Annotated in this window: 17 protein-coding genes; 3 read left to right on the top strand and 14 right to left on the bottom strand. The window is 52.9% G+C overall.

Annotation, left to right across the window (positions count from 1 at the left end; all coding sequences use genetic code 11):
- Positions 1-2: 2 nt before the first annotated feature.
- From napC to napF, 7 genes are read right to left on the bottom strand one after another with little or no spacing between them, the layout of a single operon-like run.
- Entirely contained in the window at positions 3-605 is a 603-nt protein-coding gene (gene napC / locus OGY67_RS01455) for a cytochrome c-type protein NapC (protein WP_003027548.1), read from the bottom strand.
- A 9-nt stretch (positions 606-614) separates the two neighbouring features.
- Positions 615-1,064 (bottom strand): nitrate reductase cytochrome c-type subunit, encoded by a 450-nt coding sequence (gene napB, locus OGY67_RS01450; protein ID WP_003834627.1) that lies wholly within the window; start codon positions 1,062-1,064, stop codon positions 615-617.
- Positions 1,061-1,924 (bottom strand): quinol dehydrogenase ferredoxin subunit NapH, encoded by an 864-nt coding sequence (gene napH / locus OGY67_RS01445; protein ID WP_003027552.1) that lies wholly within the window; start codon positions 1,922-1,924, stop codon positions 1,061-1,063. Before napH ends, napB begins: the two co-directional genes overlap by 4 nt.
- The gene (napG, locus tag OGY67_RS01440; RefSeq protein ID WP_003834629.1) at positions 1,911-2,606 is read right to left on the bottom strand and encodes a ferredoxin-type protein NapG; all 696 of its coding nucleotides are present in this window, start codon (positions 2,604-2,606) and stop codon (positions 1,911-1,913) included. Before napG ends, napH begins: the two co-directional genes overlap by 14 nt.
- A gap of 6 nt (positions 2,607-2,612) precedes the next feature.
- Complete coding sequence (napA, locus tag OGY67_RS01435) at positions 2,613-5,099, bottom strand: nitrate reductase catalytic subunit NapA (RefSeq protein WP_008785300.1); 2,487 nt, start codon at positions 5,097-5,099, stop codon at positions 2,613-2,615.
- A complete protein-coding gene (gene napD, locus OGY67_RS01430) occupies positions 5,096-5,359 on the bottom strand; it encodes a chaperone NapD (RefSeq protein WP_003027560.1) in 264 nt (87 codons plus the stop codon). The genes napA and napD overlap by 4 nt, the downstream gene beginning before the upstream one ends.
- A complete protein-coding gene (gene napF / locus OGY67_RS01425; protein ID WP_003027564.1) occupies positions 5,349-5,840 on the bottom strand; it encodes a ferredoxin-type protein NapF in 492 nt (163 codons plus the stop codon). The genes napD and napF overlap by 11 nt, the downstream gene beginning before the upstream one ends.
- Positions 5,841-6,253: 413 nt before the next feature.
- On the opposite strand from napF, the gene eco reads away from it, so the two are divergent.
- Positions 6,254-6,751, top strand: a complete 498-nt coding sequence (eco, locus tag OGY67_RS01420) for a serine protease inhibitor ecotin (RefSeq protein ID WP_032941984.1) — start codon at positions 6,254-6,256, stop codon at positions 6,749-6,751.
- Between the two features lie 96 nt (positions 6,752-6,847).
- On the opposite strand, the gene mqo is transcribed toward eco, so the two are convergent.
- The gene (gene mqo / locus OGY67_RS01415; protein ID WP_003834639.1) at positions 6,848-8,509 is read right to left on the bottom strand and encodes a malate dehydrogenase (quinone); all 1,662 of its coding nucleotides are present in this window, start codon (positions 8,507-8,509) and stop codon (positions 6,848-6,850) included.
- A gap of 278 nt (positions 8,510-8,787) precedes the next feature.
- On the opposite strand from mqo, the gene OGY67_RS01410 reads away from it, so the two are divergent.
- Positions 8,788-10,035, top strand: a complete 1,248-nt coding sequence (locus OGY67_RS01410; protein ID WP_286573175.1) for a SulP family inorganic anion transporter — start codon at positions 8,788-8,790, stop codon at positions 10,033-10,035.
- Here OGY67_RS01410 and mgtE read toward each other — a convergent pair.
- From mgtE to OGY67_RS01380, 6 genes are all read right to left on the bottom strand, one after another.
- On the bottom strand, positions 9,998-11,434 hold the full coding sequence (gene mgtE, locus OGY67_RS01405) for a magnesium transporter (RefSeq protein ID WP_008785304.1): 1,437 nt from the start codon (positions 11,432-11,434) through the stop codon (positions 9,998-10,000). The two genes, OGY67_RS01410 and mgtE, sit on opposite strands and share 38 nt — an antisense overlap.
- A 105-nt stretch (positions 11,435-11,539) precedes the next feature.
- Complete coding sequence (locus OGY67_RS01400; RefSeq protein WP_197385678.1) at positions 11,540-13,183, bottom strand: multidrug ABC transporter permease/ATP-binding protein; 1,644 nt, start codon at positions 13,181-13,183, stop codon at positions 11,540-11,542.
- A gap of 75 nt (positions 13,184-13,258) precedes the next feature.
- A complete protein-coding gene (gene alkB, locus OGY67_RS01395; RefSeq protein WP_079934555.1) occupies positions 13,259-13,909 on the bottom strand; it encodes a DNA oxidative demethylase AlkB in 651 nt (216 codons plus the stop codon).
- On the bottom strand, positions 13,909-14,973 hold the full coding sequence (ada, locus tag OGY67_RS01390) for a bifunctional DNA-binding transcriptional regulator/O6-methylguanine-DNA methyltransferase Ada (RefSeq protein ID WP_250671952.1): 1,065 nt from the start codon (positions 14,971-14,973) through the stop codon (positions 13,909-13,911). Before ada ends, alkB begins: the two co-directional genes overlap by 1 nt.
- A gap of 79 nt (positions 14,974-15,052) precedes the next feature.
- The gene (gene apbE, locus OGY67_RS01385) at positions 15,053-16,105 is read right to left on the bottom strand and encodes an FAD:protein FMN transferase ApbE (RefSeq protein WP_071444655.1); all 1,053 of its coding nucleotides are present in this window, start codon (positions 16,103-16,105) and stop codon (positions 15,053-15,055) included.
- Positions 16,106-16,219: 114 nt separating this feature from the next.
- Complete coding sequence (locus tag OGY67_RS01380) at positions 16,220-17,335, bottom strand: porin OmpC (RefSeq protein WP_048215883.1); 1,116 nt, start codon at positions 17,333-17,335, stop codon at positions 16,220-16,222.
- A 737-nt stretch (positions 17,336-18,072) separates the two neighbouring features.
- On the opposite strand from OGY67_RS01380, the gene rcsD reads away from it, so the two are divergent.
- Entirely contained in the window at positions 18,073-20,742 is a 2,670-nt protein-coding gene (gene rcsD, locus OGY67_RS01375) for a phosphotransferase RcsD (protein ID WP_286573171.1), read from the top strand.
- Positions 20,743-20,757: the final 15 nt, after the last annotated feature.

Below are 20,757 nucleotides of genomic sequence, written 5' to 3'. Positions count from 1 at the left end.
TGTTAAAAGCCCGGTTTGACTTCGCGCATATCAGGCAGTTTGTGCGCTATCCCTTTATGACAGTCAATACAGGTTTGCCCGTCTTTCACGGCCTGGTCGTGCATTTTGGCCGCAACGCCTTTCTGGGCGGTTAAATCCATAAACTCGAAGTTGTGACAGTTTCGGCACTCTTGCGAATTATTATCTTTCATACGCCGCCACTCATTTTGCGCCATCGTCAGACGATGGTCTTCAAATTTCTGCGGTGTATCTATCAGCCCCAGTGCTTTCGCGTACAGCTCTTTACTGGCCTTGATCTTACGAATCATTTTCGGGCCCCACTCATGCGGGACGTGGCAATCAGGGCAAGTCGCTCGCACACCACTGCGGTTGTTGTAGTGTACGGTTTCCATATATTCCTGGTATACCGTATTGCGCATTTCGTGACAGCTAATGCAGAACTCTTCTGTATTGGCCTTTTCCATACCGGTATTAAAGCCGCCCCAGAAAATAATGCCGCCCACAAAGCCGATTAACAACAGCGTGCCGAGCGCCAGACGGCTGGGGCGACGCCACCATTGCCAGACGCGCTTAATCCAGCCTGGTTTACGGTTAGAATTTTCCATAATGACCTCTTATTTCCCGTAACCTTTCGAGGGGGTGAAGGTATTTTCAACAATCGGCGCGGCGTCAGCCTGCGGAACGTGACATTGCAGGCAGAAATAACGACGCGGCGCAACTTCAGCCAATACCTTGCCGTCGCTGTCCATAAAGTGCGTCGGACTGATGCGCGGCGCACCGGTGGTGCGATAGCTTTCCACACCGTGGCATTGCAGGCAGCGGTTAGTGTTAGTCGTCACCTGATACCCTTCAACGCTATGCGGAACCATCGGCGGCTGATTCACATAGTTCAGCGGCATGCGCTCTTGCTCTTTCGGCATGCGAATCGCCCCTTCCTGTGTTCCTGAGACTTCCGGTGACTGGCTCAGATCCACTCCATTTGCAGCCCAAACGGCCCCACTGACGACCAGGGCAAGCAGGGCCGTCCATTGACACAGCGTCTTAATCAGGTCATGGCTTTTCATGATTTCGCTCCCGAACTCCATCGTGTTGTTATTGTAAAAACATCCTCAGAACAGACATCCACGCAGCGACCGCAGGCCATGCAATCGCGGCTGGTTACCTGCACCGGACTTTGCTCATCCAGCACCGGCGCACGTAGCACATGCGGTTCCGGGCAAACATGAAAACAATCCATACAGCGGTTACATCTGTTACGTTCTTTTGCCGAAACGGTTAATGCCCCTTTGCTTCCCACCACGCTATACAGCGCACCCAGTGGGCAAAGATGCCCGCACCAGCCATGCTCAACGACCAGTAAATCAAATAAAAACAGCGCGAGGATCAGCAGCGCTCCGCTACCGAATCCCATTACCAGGCTCCGTCCAAGCAGAGAGACTGGATTTATCCACTCCCACAACAGCGTACCGGTCAGGGCGGAACCGACCAGGATAACCACCAGCAGGACGTACCGTATATGGCGCGGCAGGGTTGCGGACTGATTCAGGTCAAACCTTCTGCGCAACCAACTGGCTAAATCGGTAACCGGGTTCATGGGACAAACCCAACTGCAAAACAGTCGCTTACCGGCCAGGGCATACAGCACCGTGATGATAGCTGCTCCCGTTAACGCCACCGTCGCCGGCAGATGCCCACTGGCCAGGCTTTGCAGAGTAATCAGCGGATCGGTGAACGGGATAGCGTCCAGCAACAGGCTGCTACTGTAGTTGCCATGCAGGATCCACACGCCAAGCCACGGGCCGCTGAGGAACATCGCCAGTATCAGAAATTGACTCAAACGACGCAGCAGCAGCCAGCGATGACTCTTCCACCATCCTTTTTTTGCCTGCGCTTCACGCCCGGCATCACGTTTACGATTTGCCATTGTTCCCCTCCAGCCAACCGAAGCGGTAATGGTGTCCTAATTCCCCTTTCGCCAGCGACAGCGGCAGCACTTTTATTGCTGGCTGTTCCAGTACGCAGACTTTTTCGCATTTCCCACAGCCGGTACAGGCATCGCTGTGCACGGTCGGAATAAACCGCGCATGCTTGCCGGTACGCATATTGCGGTCCAGCTCCAGGGTGATCGCCTCATCAATTTTCGGGCACTCGCGATAGCAAACGTCGCAGCGCAATCCCTGATAGTTGAGGCAGTTTTCGTGATCCAGCAGTACCGCCAGCCCCATACGCGAATCGTCAATGGATTCAATTTCCCTGTCCAACGCGCCGCTCGGGCAGACTTTGGCACACGGAATGTCCTCACACATTTCGCAGGGAATATCACGGGCGACAAAATATGGCGTACCGGCCGCCAGCCCGGAGGCCAGCGTTGCCAGCTTCAGCGTGTCATAGGGACATGCCTGAACGCACTGACCGCAACGTACGCAGGCGCTGGCGAATGCCTCCTCGCTCAGTGCACCAGGCGGGCGCAACCGCACGCCGGTTGCGCGTGCGGTTTGTTGTTGCAACCCCAGCGCCACGCCAACGACGGCCAGCCCGCCCGCTGCGCGAACCATATCGCGCAGAAAGCGGCGGCGGCCATTTTGGGGTTTTGCTGACCGGGACATAACGCGTTACACCTTCGCCAGTTTCACGGCGCACTTCTTGAAATCCGTCTCTTTGGAGAGCGGATCCGTCGCATCCAGCGTCAGGTTGTTCACCAGCTGTGCGGCATCGAAGAACGGCATGTACACCAGCCCCTGCGGCGGACGGTTACGACCGCGTGTTTCAACAATCGAAATCACTTCGCCACGACGGGAAATCACTTTGACCTTATCGCCACGGCGCAGATCGCGTGCTTTTGCATCCAGCGGGTGGATAAACAGCACGGCTTCCGGGAATGCACGGTGTAGTTCAGGCACACGACGCGTCATACTGCCGGTATGCCAGTGTTCCAGCACACGTCCGGTAGACAGCCACAGGTCATATTCTTTATCCGGCGCTTCAGCAGCAGGTTCAAATGGCAGCGCGAAGATAACCGCTTTACCGTCCGGTTTACCGTAGAACTTGTAGCTTTCACCTGCTTTCACGTAAGGGTCGTTGCCTTCGCTGTAGCGCCACTGGGTCTCTTTACCCTCAACGACCGGCCAGCGTAAACCGCGCGCTTTGTGGTAATCGTCAAATGGCGCAAGATCGTGCCCGTGACCGCGGCCAAACCAGGCGTACTCTTCGAACAAGCCTTTTTGCAGATAGAAGCCCAGCTCGCGGGATTCATCGTTCAGTTGATCTTCAGCCAGTTCAGTCACTGGGAATTTCGTTACTGCTGGCGTAGCAAACAGCACGTCATACAGCGTTTTACCGCGCAGTTCCGGTTTTTGTGCCAGCAGCTCTTCCGGCCATACTTCTTCTGTTTTGAAGCGACGAGAGAACTGCACCAGCTGCCACAGATCCGATTTCGATTCGCCCGGCGCTTTAATTTGCTGACGCCAGAACTGTGTACGGCGTTCCGCGTTACCGTAGGCGCCTTCTTTCTCTACCCACATCGCGGTCGGCAGGATCAGGTCAGCCGACAGGGCGCTGATCGTCGGGTACGGATCGGAGACGATGATGAAGTTGCGCGGATCGCGCCAGCCCGGCATACGCTCTTCGTTGATGTTCGGACCGGCCTGCATGTTGTTAGTACACATCGCCCAGTAGACATTGAGCTTGCCATCTTTCAGCGCGCGGTCTTGCGCCACGGCGTGCAGACCAACTTTTGCCGGAATGGTCCCTGACGGAATATTCCAGTGCTTCTCACAGATATCGCGGTGTTTTTCGTTCGTTACCACCATGTCCGCAGGCAGACGGTGGGAGAACGTACCGACTTCACGCGCGGTGCCGCAGGCTGAAGGCTGGCCGGTCAGAGAGAACGGGCCGCAGCCTGGCTGAGAGATTTTGCCGGTCAGCAAGTGCAGGTTATAGACTAGGTTGTTGGCCCACACGCCGCGGGTGTGCTGGTTAAAGCCCATCGTCCAGTAGGAGATGACTTTTTTCTTCGGATCGGCATACAGCTGCGCCAGCTGTTCCAGCTGATCTTTCGGTACGCCGGTCATTTCGGCGGTTTTATCCAGCGTGTACTCAGCAACGAAGGCTTTGTAATCCTCAAAGCTCATCGGTTCAGAAGCATCGGATCCCGGGTTTTTCGCCGCTTTTTCCAGCGGATGGGTTGGACGCAGACCGTAGCCGATGTCCGTCACGCCTTTACGCAGGTTAACGTGCTTGCTAAAGAAATCCTGGTTAATCGCATTGTTTTGAATGATGTAGTTCGCGATGTAGTTGAGGATCACCAGATCGGTTTGCGGCGTGAAGACCATACCGTTATCCGCCAGCTCAAAGCTGCGGTGCTGGAAGGTGGAGAGAACCGCGACGTTCACGTTAGGATCGGACAGACGACGGTTGGTGATGCGCGACCACAGGATCGGGTGCATTTCCGCCATATTCGCGCCCCACAAGACGAAGGCATCGGCATGTTCGATATCGTCATAGCAGCCCATCGGTTCATCCATACCGAAGGTACGCATAAAGCCGACTACCGCTGAGGCCATGCAGTGACGTGCGTTCGGGTCGATGTTATTGGAACGGAAACCCGCTTTAAACAATTTGGCAGCGGCATAACCTTCCCAAATCGTCCACTGGCCAGAGCCGAACATACCGATAGACTCAGGGCCTTTCTCTTTCATCGACGTTTTGAATTTCTCTTCCATCACGTCAAAGGCCTGGTCCCAGCTAATCGGGGTGAACTCGCCTTCTTTGTGATACTTGCCGTCTTTCATGCGCAGCATCGGCTGCGTTAAACGGTCTTTTCCGTACATGATTTTCGGCAGGAAGTAACCTTTGATGCAGTTGAGCCCACGGTTAACCGGCGCATCCGGATCGCCCTGACATGCCACAACACGCCCTTGCTGCGTTCCGACCAATACGCCACAGCCCGTCCCGCAAAAACGGCACGGGGCTTTGTCCCATTTAATGGCTTCTTGCTGACCGACTACCGCGCGGGCAACGCCCGGCACGCTTAACCCGGCAGCCGCCGCAGCGGCCGCAACGGCGTTAGCTTTCATAAAGCTACGACGACTGAGTTTCATGGTGTTTCCTCACCTTGCTCATCCTGCTGGTGATAAACCAGCGACACCGCCAGTACGCCCGCAACGTTGCGTACTGACTCAATTGTTTTCATTAGCGTTTCACTTTGCTCAGCTTCCACCACCACAATCAACTGACCACTTTCCACATCGCTGAGTGCAACTTCGCAACCGGGAAAAGAACGCAACTGCGTGGCGATATCGTTGATATGCTGGCTTTTGGCCTGAACGACCAGGCTGCAGACCTGCCAGTTATTGTCCATGGTTGTACTCCGCGTTAATGGCTGATACCGGGCAGATAGCGACACAGGCGCCACATCCGTTACAGTCCTGATTGTCGAGCTGCGGCTGATAAATGCCGGACAGCGTGGGACGAAAGGTTATTGCCATGGGCTCACAGCTATCCTGACAGCGGTGACATTCAACGGACTGATGTGCGAGACAGTTTTCCCCAATCGTAAAATTCAGATCCCATGCCCTGGTGTGGCGCGGAAGAAAAAGTGATTCGGGACAGGCTTCTGCGCAGGCATAGCAAAAGCTGCACTCGCCGTGTTTGAAATTTACGCTCGGGTAACCACCCTGGCCTCGCTGCAGGATGTCGGTTTCGCACGCCTGGATGCAGGCGTCACAACGGAGGCAATGGGCCAGAAAGTGAGAGTCTTCCTTGCTCCACGGCGGACGGATCCCTGCGCTGGCGTTTCGCCAACTGCCTGTCAACATACCTCGACGGGATAAATCAACCATGACATTGTCCTTCCATAATGACGCCCTCCCTCGGCGGGTTGAACGACATAAAAAACTGCACTATTTATGAGTAGTTATTTTTAGCCGTAAGATATTTCAGGATGTGTTAGAGGTGCATACCCCAATTGGGGTAAATGCTGTTGCCGGATCAAAGGAGTGTTGAGTTGGCGGGAAAAAATGCGCTTTTGCTCACATTTCAATGAGTTATATAACAATGTATATAACGAATTATTCAAAAAGACAAAGATCTCAATATTAGGATAATTCCTAGTATATATCGCTACCATGGCAACAAAACTCTACTTAATACACTTTAAATATAAGTAAATCCAGATTAATAGATTATCCAAATATGTTAACCTGCTACAGACTCGTTCATAAGACAGAAGAAAGGAAACACTGTGAACAATAAGATGAAGACAATTGTCCCTGCCGTACTTTTCGCCGCCTTTGCCAGCACCTCTGCATGGGCTGCCAGTAACGAAACCGCCGCTCAGCCGCTGGAAAAAGTCGCCCCTTATCCCAAGGCGGAAAAGGGTATGAAGCGCCAGGTTATCCAGCTTACCCCTGAGAAAGATGAATCTACTCTGAAAGTAGAACTGCTGATCGGACAAACGCTGGAAGTTGACTGTAACCAACACCGCCTGGGCGGAGAACTGGACAGCAAAACGCTGGAAGGTTGGGGATATGACTACTATGTCTTTGACAAAGTTACGTCTCCGGTTTCAACCATGATGGCCTGCCCAGACGGTAAGAAAGAGAAGAAATTCATTACTGCGCATCTGGGTGATGACGGAATGCTGCGTTACAACAGCAAGCTGCCGATTGTGGTCTACACCCCGGAAAACGTGGACGTTAAATACCGTATCTGGAAAGCGGAAGACAAAATTCAGGACGCAGTCACGCGCTAAGTGAGAATGTGCCGGATGGCGGCGTCCCGCCTTATCCGGCCTACAGACGCATAAACAATGCCGGATAAGCGCAGCAGCGCCATCCGGCATTTTATTTTACAGCGCTATATCCGCAACGGCTTTCTGTTCAGGCTGCGGTTGTGCCTGAGGTTTCAGTTGTGGTTTCGGTGCTTCATCAGCAACCTGCGGCTTGTCATATTTCAGACCCAGAACCTCACTGGTGTACTGCAACTCTTGTTCCGTAGCCTCAACGTTACCGTTCAGCTTAGTACCATAAGACGGAATAATGGTTTTCAGCTTCGCCTGCCACTCGGGGCTGGCTACTTTATCTTTAAACACTTTTTCCATCAGATGCAGCATGATCGGTGCCGCGGTTGATGCGCCCGGAGAAGCTCCCAGCAGCGCTGCAATCGTGCCTTCTTTATCGCTGACGACTTCAGTACCCAGACGCAGCACGCCGCCCTTCTCCGCATCGCTTTTGATGATCTGCACACGCTGGCCCGCCTGCCATAAACGCCAGTCTTCTTTTTTCGCCTGCGGATAGTACTCTTGCAGCGCGGCGAAACGGTCGTCGTCGCTGAGCATGACCTGGCTCACCAGATATTTCACCAGATCGAAGTTATCCAGACCCACGTTGACCATCGGCATAAAGTTCGAGGTGGTGGTCGAGCTGAGCAGATCCCACAATGAACCATTCTTCAGGAACTTGGTGGAGAATGTCGCGAATGGCCCAAACAGCACAACGCGCTTGCCATCAAGGATACGGGTATCGATATGCGGTACAGACATCGGCGGCGCGCCAACGGAGGCCTGACCGTACACTTTCGCCAGGTGGCGATTGACCACATCCGGATTTTCTGCAACCAGGAACTGCCCGCCAACCGGGAATCCGGCATAGCCTTTCGCTTCCGGAATGTCGGTTTCCTGCAACAGCTTCAGCGCAGCGCCACCGGCACCGATAAAGACAAACTTCGCCTTGATATCGTGTTCCGCTTCGTTATTTTTCAGATCGGCGACTGTGACAGTCCAGCTATTGTCAGCATTACGCTTAAAGCCACGCACTTCGGTACTCAACTGCAGCGCAAAGTTAGGCTTTTTCTGTAATGAGGTAATCAGTTGGCGGGTGATTTCGCCGTAGTTCACGTCAGTACCAATCTCGGTACGCGTTGCCGCGACTTTCTGCTGCGGATCGCGACCTTCCATGACCAGCGGCGCCCACTCTTTGATCTGCGCGTGGTCTTCGGAATAGCGCATACCACGGAACAGCGTGCTCTGCTGCAGTGCGGTGTAACGGGCACGCAGGAAGTTCACGTTCTCGTCACCCCAGACAAAACTCATGTGCGGAACGGTGGTGATAAACGAGCGTGGTTCATGCATTACGCCATTATTGACCTGATAGGCCCAAAACTGGCGGGAAATCTGGAAGGCTTCGTTAATTTCGACTGCCTTTTCAATGCTGATGCTACCGTCGGCCTTTTTAGGCGTGTAGTTCAGCTCCATCAGTGCGGAGTGGCCGGTTCCGGCGTTATTCCAGCCGTTTGAGCTTTCCTGCGCTACACCATCCAGTCGCTCAACCATGGTCATTGACCATTGCGGCTCCAGCTCCTGTAAATAGGTTCCCAGCGTGGCGCTCATGATGCCGCCGCCAATCAACAGTACATCCGTTTCCTGCTCTTCCGCCGCTTTCGCTTTTGCCGCCATCGAGACAACATTCAGCCCAACGGCCATGGTGAAGAGCATGGCAGTCACTTTTTTCATAATGTTAATGCCTTACTTTTAGTATCGCTTTTTTGCTTTTAATGCAGGTGAAAATCGAGCGGCACCAACGGTAACACTTAAGTAAAAATAATTAAATAAAGTTTATAAATTATATTTAATTTTTAAAAATGTTATTAATACGTTGATAGTTTATGCGGTTATTGACAATCATTTCTGGAAACCGGTCCATCTGACGGGTACTATGCTGCGCTTTGCTATTCACCGCACGGATGCCTGTCGGTCTGCTGTATCAGGCCATTTTTGACCTGAGTGTAACTATGTCTGCAACTCAACATTCCTCTGCCGCAGTCGCTGAACACGCGACCCGCGCCGTGCTCCGCCAACCCCGTCTGCTGGTGCGCGAAACGCTGGCCGGTGTGGTAACCGCCCTGGCGCTGATCCCGGAAGTAATCTCGTTTTCCGTGATCGCAGGCGTTGATCCTAAAGTCAGTCTGGTAGCCTCCGTCGTACTGTGCCTGGCGATGTCTTTTTTAGGCGGTCGTCCCGCAATGGTTACCGCCGCTGCAGGATCGGTCGCGCTGGTGATTGGTCCGATGGTGCATCAACACGGCGTGCAATACATCCTGCCTGCAGTGGTGCTGGCCGGGATGATTCAGATCCTGTTTGGTGTATTGGGAATGGCACGTCTGATGCGATTCATCCCTACGGCCGTGATGACCGGTTTTGTTAACGCGCTGGGGATATTGATTTTCTTTGCCCAGGTCCCGCATTTCTGGGGCAAAAGCCCGCTCATCTGGGGGCTGTTTGTCCTGACGCTGCTGATTGTGCTGTGGGTTCCGCGGTTTATTAAAGCAATCCCCGCACCGCTTATCGCCATCGTGCTGCTAACCGTGTTCACTGTCACCAGCGGGCAACTGTTACCGACCGTCGGTGACGAAGGTTCAATGAGCGGCGGACTGCCGGGTTTCACCCAGTTGTTGGCTCCGCTCAACCTGCACACGCTGGCGATTATCTGGCCCTGCGCGCTGAGTATCGCTTTTGTTGGTTTGATGGAGTCGTTGTTAACCGCCCGTCTGGTGGATGACCTGACGGTGACGCCGTCGAATAAAAATCGCGAGAGTGCCGGGCTGGGGATAGCCAATATTCTGGCCGGATTTTATGGCGGCATCGCCGGGTGCGCGATGATTGGTCAAACCATCGTTAACGTCGAGATGGGCAAAGGACGCAGCCGCGTCTCGACGGTTGCCGCCGGACTGGTATTACTCCTGTTAGTCACAGGGTTAAGCGAAGTGATGGCAGAAATACCCATGTCGGTGCTGGCAGGTATTATGGTAATTGTGGCGGTAAAAACCTTCAGTTGGCACAGCATCCAGCCCGCCACGCTGACGAAACTCCCCGTCACTGAAACGCTGGTGATGCTGGTGACCGTCGCTGCCACGGTTTCTACCGGCAACCTGGCGATTGGCGTGGTTGCCGGGGTGATGACGATGCTCATTCTACCGCGTATCGTCAGACGCAAACGGGCGACTACATCAGAAACAGCGTTGCCAGACCGAGAAAAATAAAGAAACCACCAGTATCAGTGATAGCGGTTATCATGACGCTCGAGCCGACCGCCGGGTCGCGCCCGAGCTTCACCATCGTCATCGGAATGATAACCCCCATCAACGCCGCCATCAGCAGATTGAGCATCATCGCCAGAGTCATCACACCACCGAGCGCCATATCATCGTACAGCCACCAGGTAATGCCACCCATAATCCCGCCCCACACGAGGCCGTTGATTAGCGCCACGCCCATCTCGCGCAGGATGAGAAACGTCAGGTTCCCCGGCTGAATATTTTGCAGCGCCAGCGCGCGGACGATCATAGTGATAGTTTGATTCCCGGTATTGCCGCCGATACCCGCCACAATCGGCATCAACGAGGCCAGCGCCACCAGTTGCGAAATCGTATGTTCAAAACCGTCGATCACCCGCGAGGCGATAAAGGCGGTACAGAGGTTAACGGCCAACCACGCCCAGCGGGTTTTTACCGCTTTGGTAACAGGCGCAAACACGTCCTCTTCGGCGCTTAAGCCCCCCATTCGACGCAGATCGGTGTCGGTTTCTTCATAGACAACGTCGACGATCTCATCGATGGTTAAACGGCCCATCAGTTTACCGGAAGGGTCAACCACCGCGGCGCTGACCAGGTTGTCGCGTTCGAAGGTACGCGCAGCGTTTTCGGCGATATCTTCAGGAGAAAAGGTGAGCGGGTCATCTTCCATCACCTCGCTGACTTTTCGCTGCACATCATTGAGTAAAATGCAGGTTAGCGTCAGTTCGCCAACCAGCACTTTATTGCGATCGGTCACGAAAAGTTTATCGGTGTTCTCCGGCATTTTCCCCAGCCGCCGCAGATAGCGTTGCACCACTTCCAGCGTCACGTCCGGACGCACAGTGATGACCTCGAACTCCATGATCGCGCCGACGCTATTTTTCTCGTAGTGCAGCACCTGGCGGACGCGCGTCCTCTCCTCTGCCGGTAACGTCGCCAGCAGACGACCGGTAAGGTTACGAGGCAAATGCTGCACCAGGTAAATCTGTTCATCGATATCGAGATATTGCAGCGCATCCAGCAGCTCGCGGTCGCTCATCTCATCGATCAGGTCGTCCCAGACGTTTTCAGACGCCTCAAGCAAGACGTTACCGCGCTTTTCATTTTCGACCAGTCGCCACAGGGCGTGGCGCTCTTCAGAGGGCAAAGCTTCGAGGGTATCGGCGAGGTCAGGCGGTGGCAGGTGGGCCACCAGCGCCCCTACCTCAGCAATATCGTCGGCTAACGTACCGACGTCATATTGCTCAGCCAGGGTAAGCTTGCCCAACAGCGTTGAAATAATGGCTTTATCAGTGGTCAGCAGCCAGATGAGGCGCGCACGCTCTTCATCACGCAGTCTGGCGCTGTTTTTGTTTATTACGGACATTAATCATAAATCCATGATATGAAATATCATTAATCATGATGCCGATTTATGTAAATAACAATAAACAGTGCCGCCGGGTGGCTAAAAAACCGGCGGCACGATGGATCAGGCTGTGCGAGCCACCGCGTCGCGCGAGGCGGCGTCACGTTCATCGCCCAACAGTTCACTCAACTGTCCGTTACGCATTTCCAGTAGACGATCGGCGTGAATAAAATAGTGATCGTCGTGGCTGATGGCGAAAATGGTTTTCCCCATTTCCTGCATCAAAGGCAATAGCATCTGATAGAACTCCCGGCGGAAATGGGGATCCTGATCGGCGGCCCATTCGTCCAGCAGAATGATGTCGCGCTCCTCCGCCAGGGCCAGCAGCAGCGCCACGCGTTTCTTCTGCCCTTTCGACAGCTTCAGATTGAGGATACGACCATCGCTCAACTCCAGCTTATGACCCATCTTCAGATGTTCCAGCCACTTCGCGACCAGCTGCGGATTAGCCTCTTTACCTTCCGGCCCCAGCAGTTTGTCGAACAGCCAGACGTCGGTAAACACGGCGGAGAAGAGCTTGCGGTAGTCTTCCGGTTTTTCAACGGCAACGGCCTTACCATCAAGCAATATTTCGCCTGACTGCGGCTGGTACAGACCGGTCAGTAACATCGCCAGCGTAGATTTCCCGCTACCGTTACCGCCAATCAGAAAGATCAGTTCACCGCGATGAATCGTCAGATTCACCGGCCCTACGGAAAACGCATTATCCTGATAGTGAAAAACCACGTTGCGCAGCTCCAGCGTTTGCCAGTTGGGAAACGCGGTTGGGCGTGGGAATTCGGCCTTAAAAGGTGCCAGTGCGAATTTATTCAGCTTGTTGAACGCCACCTGTGCCGTGAGCAGTGTCGGCAGCGCGCCAACGGCAGAGAGCAACGGTGTTCGCAGGAATAACAGCGTCAGAGAATAGGTCGCGGCCACGGCGGTATCAGCCCATCCCAGACTGTTAGCCATCCAGAACACCAGGCCAATGGCACCCAGCATCATAATGTTCGACCAGTTAACCGCGCTCAGGTGGAAGGTATCGGCACGGATAATATGGTGGCGATACTCTTTGGCATCCGGGACGTACATCTGATTAAAGATATGCTCGGCGCGCTCGCGGTTAAGCGTCAGCTCTTTGCGCCCTTCCAGCACCGTCTGATAATCGTTGTACAACTTGTCTTCAGTTTCGCGCAAGGTGGCCATGTGTTTATACACCCGCGCCACCAGCACAAATCCGCCCCAGATGGTGATTGCCATCCAGATTGCCGTTACCAGTAGCATTTTGGTCGACAGCATCGCCAGATACGCCGCCGATCCTATGGTCAGGATAATCCCCTGCACCAGCTCAGGCAGACGAACAAAGGCGATGGTGATGTTGCGGATATCACTGGTTAAACCGGCCAGCAACGAGGCGCTGCCAAGCTGTTCAATACGCTCAACGTGAGTATCCAGAATTCGTTTGATAAATTCGCTACGCAGGCGGTAGACAAAGTGGTGACCCAGCGTGGTCAACGCCAGCTGAGAACCGAGGGTGACAACCATCAACAACAGCAGCAGGCCAAGAAACTCCGGTAGCACCATCAGCGTGGTGTCGACCGTTTCGATCAAGCGCTGGTTGATAAACGCAATCAGCCCAATCCCCAACGCGGCGCTGGCGAGGCTGAGCGCCATCACGCTGATAAATGGCCAGCGATACTGCCGCCAGACAAGAAGTAAAAGTTCCATGCAAACAACCCGGACAAGTAATAACAGCCCGCAGTTTAAACATCTCTTCGTCGACAGCAATAATAATTCTTATTTTTATTCTTTTTTACCCGCCAGACGAAACGTCAGGTTGTAACGACAGTCTCCGGTTAATGGGTGATACCCTGTTTTAAGCGGCTGGATCCCATGATAAAACAGCCGCGAATTACCGCCCCATACCACGACATCGCCATGTTCCAGCAGCAAACGCTTTAAAGGGTCATTACGGTGCAATCCGCCAAATTGAAAGATGGCTGGTAGCCCCAGCGATACAGAGACAATCGGCGCCCGCAGGTCGGGCTCGTCTTTATCCTGATGTAAGGACAGTTTTGCCCCTGGCGTGTAGCGGTTAATCAGGCAGGCATCGGGTTGAAAATCAGCATAGCCCGCCGCCGTCGCCGCCTGTTGGCACAGATCAGCGAACGCATCCGGCAGCGGCGGCCAGTGCGTGCCGGTGAGTGGATCAAACGGAGAATAAAGATAGCCATGCTGATCCGTCGTCCAGCCCAGATGGCCGCAGTTGGTCATCGCCACCGACATTGTATAGCCGCCGGGCGTCACCATCTGGCGAAACGGCGACTGTCTGGCGACAGCCGCTATTGCCTGAAGTAAAGTGGGCGCGGAGTCAAAAGCGAAACGTCGCAGAATAACCGCACCTGACGCCAGCGGTTCCTGCCAGGGTTTCGCATCCGCAAAGAGATCGAGCATTATGTTTCCTCGCCAGTAGTTTCCCGTTGCAGTAACTGCGCCTTGCGCGCAATACCCCATCGGTAGCCCGAAAGTGCGCCATCGCCACGGATCACCCGGTGACACGGGATAACAATCGCCAGTTTGTTGGCCCCACAGGCACTGGCCACCGCGCGCACCGCCTTCGGTTTGCCGATGGCGCTGGCCAACTGTTGGTAACTCACTGTTTCACCGCACGGAATTGCGCACAGCGCCTGCCACACCTGCTGCTGAAAGGCTGTTCCCCGAATATCCAGGGGTAGCGATAGCGACGCGTCACGCGAGTTGATCGCGACGATCACTTCGCGCACGCGCTGCTGAAAATCGGCATCTGCAGGTACATCCTGCGCGGCGGGAAACAGCGCATGAAGATCCGCAACCAACGTAGCGTCATCATCGCCAAGCAAGATCGCGCAGATACCCCGCTCGCTTTCCGCCACCAGACAGCGACCCAGAGCGCAATCTGCGAGGGTATAGCGTACAGATACGTTATCGCCACCTTTACGAAATTGCTTTGCCGTCATGCCTAATGCTTGATCGGCTTTGCGGTAGTAGCTGCTGCTGTCGGGGAATCCGGCGTTGAGAATCGCCTGTGTAACCGAAACACCTTTCGCCAGGGCATCGCGCAGACGGCGAGCACGCCATGATTGTTGCCACACTTTCGGGGTCATGCCCGTCGTGGCTTTGAACAGACGATGCAAGTGATACGGGCTCATTGCCACCTGCTGTGCCAGCTCGTCCAACGTAAGAGGTGACTCTTGCTCCAACAACTGACAGGCGCGGGCAATTTTATCCAGCCGATGCTGTTGCGCGCTGTCTTTATCCGGCTGGCAGCGCTTACAGGGGCGAAACCCGGCATCCTGTGCCTGCTGGGCATCGGCGAAAAAACGGACATTTTTGCGCAGCGCATGTTTTGCCCGACAGGACGGACGGCAGAAAACACCGGTGGTCTGGACGGCAAAAACAAACTGACCGTCGGCGTTAACGTCGCGATCCACAACGGACTGCCAACGGTCATCGTCAGTGATGCGTAAACGATTTTTCATTTCGGACTCCTTTGTTAAGCATAGCGCTTAGCCTCAGTGTGTCCCCATCGTCGGGCATAAAAACCCGCAATCTTGCTTTTTAATTTTTTTCGCTGACCAGAAAACTATTAAACTGCGGCGACATCCAGGTTTTAAACCCCTCACCCTCTTTCACAATCATATAGACCGCCAGCCCTTCACGACGCACGACTTCTTTGGCCTTTTCCGGGCCGAGCACCATCAATCCGGTATCCCAGCCATCGGCTTCCAGCGCCGTTGGCGCAATCACCGTTACGGACACCAGATTATGTTCGATCGGGCGACCGGTTTGTGGATCGATAACATGGGAAAGGCGCTTACCGTCCAGCTCATAATAGTTCCGGTAGCTGCCGGAGGTGCTAATGCCGTGCCCGTTAATGTCGACAATCGCCTGCACCGCGTTTTCACGATCGGTGGGTTTCTGGATTGCCACTCGCCACGGATGCCCTTCAGCATTCATTCCCCTGCTGTTCAGCGCACCACCAACGGAAACCAGATAACGGGCGATCCCCTCTTGCTCCATCAATCGAGCCAGATGATCGGCGGCGTACCCTTCACCAACGGTCGAGAGATCAACATACAGATCCGGCAAGTCTTTTTGCAGGTAGTTCTGATGCGCTTCATTCACAACTTTCAGATGAGAAAGCCCGGTTTGCGCTTTTGCAGCGTCAATTTGCGCTTGGGTGGGAATATGCAACGGCTGCTGATCCGGGCCAAAGCCCCACAGGTTGACTAACGGCCCCACGGTGATATCCATGGCCCCATCGGTTTTTGCACCAATGCGTAGCGCCGAAGTCACGATATCCGCCATGGCGTCGTTAACCGGCCACGGCGACAGGCTTTTCGACAGGTTAAAGCGCATTAACGCAGAATCGTTTTTATAGGTGGAGAGCAGTTGATCATCGGCATCAAGCTGAGTCTGGATCTTGGCCTGCAGTTCCCTGGCGCGTTTGGCATCTACGCCTACCACACTGACCCGCCAGAAAGTGCCCATCGTTTTACCTTCCAGAACCGTGGCAGGAATTGTGGTCTGAGCAGGTTTCGGGGCCTCATCGCACCCGACAAAAAAGATCGTCACAGCCAGCAGTGCTGCGCGATAAAAATTCATTTCCATACGTAATTATCCTCATGCGAACGGGCGCAAGAGTACACCAAAAATCGTTGTTTGTACGGCGAAAAAACGGCATTAAAAAAGGCCCCGCAGGGCCTTTGATAGACATAATGTAGATTAGAACTGGTAAACCAGACCCAGTGCTACGATGTCATCGGTGCTGATGCCAGCATCACGAGTGAACTGGTTGTCATCCAGCAGGTTGATTTTGTAATCAACATAGGTGGACATGTTTTTGTTGAAGTAGTAGGTCGCGCCAACATCAACATATTTCAGGATATCTTCGTCGCCATAGCCGCGGCCCAGGTCTTTACCTTTGGACTGCAGGTAAGCCACGGACGGACGCAGACCGAAGTCGAACTGGTACTGAGCAACGGCTTCGAAGTTCTGTGCTTTGTTAGCCCAGCCCAGGGAGCCCGCACGCGTTGCGTTGTAGGTCTGGGTGTACTGTGCCGCCAGGTACACGTTGTTCGCGTCGTATTTCAGACCACCAGTGTAGGTTTCAGCACGGTCGCCAGTACCGAAGTTCAAACGGTTCTGCTCGTCAGTACGTTTGGAGCTGGTGACAGCAGTACCCAGCGCGAAGCCTTCACCGATATCATAAGTGATAGATCCGCCAACGCCGTCGCCGTTTTGACGCAGCGCGTCACGACCGTTGTTGGTCACGCCAGTGAACGTTCTGCCGTTCTCGTCTTCGCCGCTTACGCTACCGTTTTTACCCTGATACTGAATGGCAAAGTTCAGGCCATCAACCAAACCGAAGAAGTCGGTGTTACGGTAGGTCGCAAAGCCGTTACCACGCTGCTGCATGAAGTTGTCAGCACCGTAAGTATCGCCGCCGAATTCTGGCAGGACGTCGGTCCAGGACGTTACGTCGTAAACTACGCCGTAGTTACGACCGTAGTCGAAAGAACCTACGTCAGCGAATTTCAGACCCGCAAACGCCACACGCGTCCAGGCGTTGTTTTCACTTTCAGCCGCATTACCCTGAATCTGGTATTCCCACTGGCCGTAACCGGTCAGTTGGTCGTTAACCTGAGTTTCGCCTTTGAAGCCGATACGCATGTAAGTCTTGTCACCATCATCACCTTTGTTGTCGGAGAAATAGTGCAGACCGTCGACTTTACCGTACAGATCTAATTTGTTGCCGTCTTTGTTATAAATTTCAGCCGCATTCGCTGCGCCTGCTACCAGCAGTGCTGGTACCAGGAGGGACAGTACTTTAACTTTCATGTTATTAACCCTCTGTTATATGCCTTTATTGCTTTTTTATGCCACTGCATACTGATTAAGGTCATTAACCAGTCGGCAACTTCATTCTCCGCAAAAACACAGAATAATCCAACACGAATATGATACTAAAACTTTTAAGGTGTTTCATTTATCGGCATAGATGTTTCTAAATGTTAATGCAAGGGAACTTTTTTAAAATCAAAAAACAGTCGAAATAAGCACAAATAATCAAGAATCATTTCAATTATCTTTAAAATCAATGCATTGTACAAAAATATCTTATAGCACTGAATGACAAAACAAAATCTTCACTCGCAACTAAAATAGACCCGCTATCATCATTAACTTTATTTATTACCGTCATTCATTTATGAATGTCTGTTTACCCCTATTTCAGCCGAATGCTCAGCGTTCGGTTTTTTTTTACCCTTCTTTACACAAAGCTTACCTTTCTGTGCTACCGATGAAAAACTATAACAACTATTAACTATCTCGGGCGTCACGATCAGATATAAGTTTGATAAATAATTTCTTGTTATTTAATGCTAAATGTATACATTCCGTACGAATATTTGTACCCGCCTTTATCCACTGTACACCTTTGCACCGCCATGACTGCAACAAAATCAGGCGCAAAGAATGCAGGCCAGGCGGCGCGGTGTAAGTGTGGTAATTCATACATTACCCTTTATACTGCCCTTTCATCTTTCGCGTCGTTTAACAGGTCATAAACACGAATGAGTCAGTCTGACACAACGGTTTCCACCCGATTCTCCCTGTTACCAGGAAGTATTACCCGTTTCTTCTTATTACTGATCGTTGTGCTGTTGGTGATGATGGGTGTTATGGTCCAGAGCGCCGTCAACACCTGGCTAAAGGATAAGAGTTATCAGATTGTCGATATTACCCATGCCATTCATAAAAGGGTCGATACCTGGCGATACGTGACCTGGCAAATCTATGACAATATTGCCGCTACAACCAGTTCGCCAGGCGCAGATGGGCTACAGGAAACGCGTCTGAAACAAGATATCTATTATCTTGAGAAACCCCGCAGAAAGACTGAAGCGCTGATTTTCGGCTCGCATGACAGTTCTACACTGGAAATGACCCAGCGCATTTCAACGTATCTGGATACGCTGTGGGGCGCGGAGAATGTCCCATGGTCAATGTATTACCTGAATGGTCAGGATAACAGCCTGATCCTAATCTCAACGTTACCACTGAAAGATCTTACCTCCGGTTTTAAAGAATCGACGATTGGGAATATTGTCGATTCCCGACGCGCTGAAATGCTGCAACAGGCTAATGCGCTGGATGAGCGTGAAAGCTTCTCTTCTTTGCGCCGCCAGGTCTGGCAGAACGGACATTACTTCACGCTACGCACGACCTTTAATCAGCCAGGGCATTTGGCCACCGTTGTCGCCTTTGACCTTCCCATTAATGACCTGATTCCTCCCGGGATGCCGTTGGACGGTTTCCATCTGGAACCTGATGCCACCTCAACAACCGAGCATGTTACTGAAAAAGAGTCACCAGACAGCGTCAGTATCAGCTTCAACAATGGCAAGATTGAAATCTCTTCAGCGCTGAATTCAACGGATATGCGACTGGTATGGCAAGTTCCATTTGGTTCCTTGCTGCTGGATACGCTGCAAAACATTCTGCTGCCGCTGTTATTGAACATTGCGTTACTGGCCCTGGCGCTGTTTGGTTATTCCACCTTTCGCCACCTCCCTGCCCGTTCGACTGAAGTGGCGCCAAACCTTGCGGCAAATAATGAGCTGCGTGTTCTGCGCGCAATCAATGAAGAGATTGTTTCCCTTCTGCCGCTGGGATTACTGGTACACGATCAGGAAGCAAACCGCACGGTTATCAGCAATAAAATTGCCGACCACCTGCTGCCGCATTTAAATCTGCAAAACATTACCAATATGGCAGAGCAGCATCAGGGAGTGATTCAGGCCACCATCAATAATGAACTGTATGAAATCAGACTGTTTCGCAGCCAGATCTCCCCGAGAACGCAGATCTTTATCATTCGTGACCAGGACCGCGAGGTGCTGGTCAATAAGAAACTGAAACAAGCACAGCGGCTGTATGAGAAAAACCAGCAGGCCCGCGCGGCCTTTATGCAGAATATTGGCAGCGCGCTGAAAGACCCCGCGAAAACGCTGGCTGCTAATGCCGCCGCGCTCAATACACCAGACAGCCAGAAACTGGCCAATCAGGCCGACGTTCTGGTGCGCATGGTGGACGAAATCCAGCTAGCCAACCTGCTGGAGAACGATGCCTGGAAAGGTGAATCCACACTGTTTTCCGTGCAGGCATTAATTGACGACGTGGTTCCGGAGGTTCTGCCGGCCATTAAGCGTAAAGGGCTGCAACTGCTGATTAAAAATCACTTAAGCGCCCATGACGAACGCCGTGGCGATCGCGATGCCTTGCGCCGTATTTTGCTGCTGTTGATCCAATATGCGGTAACCACCACGCAGATTGGTAAAATCACGCTGGAAGTCGACCAGGATGAGTCAGAGGCCGAACGCCTGACCTTCCGCATTCTGGATACCGGGGAAGGCGTCACATTAAATGAAGTTGATAATCTCCATTTCCCATTCATTAATGACACGCAGGGCGATCGGTATGGCAAAGCCAACCCGCTGACGTTCTGGCTGTGCGATCAGTTAGCCCGCAAGCTTGGCGGACACCTGAATATTAAAGCACGGGAAGAACTTGGAACACGTTACATCGTCCATGTTAAAATGCCGCTGCACGATCAACATGCTGATAGTGAAGAGCGCCTGTTGGATGACGTCTGCGTAATGGTTGATGTCACCTCAAATGACGTACGGAGCATTGTATTACGTCAGCTGGAAAACTGGGGGGCAACCTGCATCACGCCTGATGAACGGTTGAATAGTCAAGAATATGATCTCTTTTTAACAGATAATCCGTCTAATCTTACTGCCTCGGGCTTGCTTTTAAGCGATGATGAGTCTGGCGTACGGAAAATTGGCCCTGGTCAGCTGCGCGTCAACTTTAATATGAGCAATGCTATGCAGGAAGCTGTCCTTGAGCTGATTGAAGAGCAGCTGGCACAAGAAGAGTTCCAGGAACTCCCCCTCGGCGGAGATGAAAACGCCGAACTTCATGCCAGTGGTTACTACGCACTCTTTGTAGACACAGTACCGGATGATGTTAAGAGGTTGTATACTGAGGCGGCTATCAGCGATTTCGCTGCATTAGCCCAAACGGCCCATCGCCTGAAAGGCGTGTTTGCCATGCTTAATCTGGTACCCGGCAAGCAGTTATGTGAAGCGCTGGAACATCTTATCCAAGAGAAAGATGCTCCAGGTATAGAAAAATACATCAGCGACATTGACGTTTACGTCAAGAGCTTGCTGTAGCAAGGTAGCCCAATA

This window comes from Citrobacter sp. Cpo015, assembly GCF_030333035.1.
Classification (GTDB): domain Bacteria; phylum Pseudomonadota; class Gammaproteobacteria; order Enterobacterales; family Enterobacteriaceae; genus Citrobacter; species Citrobacter portucalensis.
Note: the sequence above shows the minus strand (reverse complement) of the source record. Positions and strands in the feature narration are given on the sequence as shown.

Coding starts and splice junctions, on each gene's coding strand:
- mqo (WP_003834639.1), bottom strand. CDS start 8,509: ATGAAAAAAGTGACTGCCATGCTCTTCACCATGGCCGTTGGGCTGAAT.
- eco (WP_032941984.1), top strand. CDS start 6,254: ATGAAGACAATTGTCCCTGCCGTACTTTTCGCCGCCTTTGCCAGCACC.
- OGY67_RS01410 (WP_286573175.1), top strand. CDS start 8,788: ATGTCTGCAACTCAACATTCCTCTGCCGCAGTCGCTGAACACGCGACC.
- mgtE (WP_008785304.1), bottom strand. CDS start 11,434: ATGTCCGTAATAAACAAAAACAGCGCCAGACTGCGTGATGAAGAGCGT.
- OGY67_RS01400 (WP_197385678.1), bottom strand. CDS start 13,183: ATGGAACTTTTACTTCTTGTCTGGCGGCAGTATCGCTGGCCATTTATC.
- rcsD (WP_286573171.1), top strand. CDS start 18,073: ATGAGTCAGTCTGACACAACGGTTTCCACCCGATTCTCCCTGTTACCA.
- napF (WP_003027564.1), bottom strand. CDS start 5,840: ATGGTTGATTTATCCCGTCGAGGTATGTTGACAGGCAGTTGGCGAAAC.
- napC (WP_003027548.1), bottom strand. CDS start 605: ATGGAAAATTCTAACCGTAAACCAGGCTGGATTAAGCGCGTCTGGCAA.
- ada (WP_250671952.1), bottom strand. CDS start 14,973: ATGAAAAATCGTTTACGCATCACTGACGATGACCGTTGGCAGTCCGTT.
- alkB (WP_079934555.1), bottom strand. CDS start 13,909: ATGCTCGATCTCTTTGCGGATGCGAAACCCTGGCAGGAACCGCTGGCG.
- napD (WP_003027560.1), bottom strand. CDS start 5,359: ATGGACAATAACTGGCAGGTCTGCAGCCTGGTCGTTCAGGCCAAAAGC.
- napB (WP_003834627.1), bottom strand. CDS start 1,064: ATGAAAAGCCATGACCTGATTAAGACGCTGTGTCAATGGACGGCCCTG.
- apbE (WP_071444655.1), bottom strand. CDS start 16,105: ATGGAAATGAATTTTTATCGCGCAGCACTGCTGGCTGTGACGATCTTT.
- napA (WP_008785300.1), bottom strand. CDS start 5,099: ATGAAACTCAGTCGTCGTAGCTTTATGAAAGCTAACGCCGTTGCGGCC.
- OGY67_RS01380 (WP_048215883.1), bottom strand. CDS start 17,335: ATGAAAGTTAAAGTACTGTCCCTCCTGGTACCAGCACTGCTGGTAGCA.
- napG (WP_003834629.1), bottom strand. CDS start 2,606: ATGTCCCGGTCAGCAAAACCCCAAAATGGCCGCCGCCGCTTTCTGCGC.
- napH (WP_003027552.1), bottom strand. CDS start 1,924: ATGGCAAATCGTAAACGTGATGCCGGGCGTGAAGCGCAGGCAAAAAAA.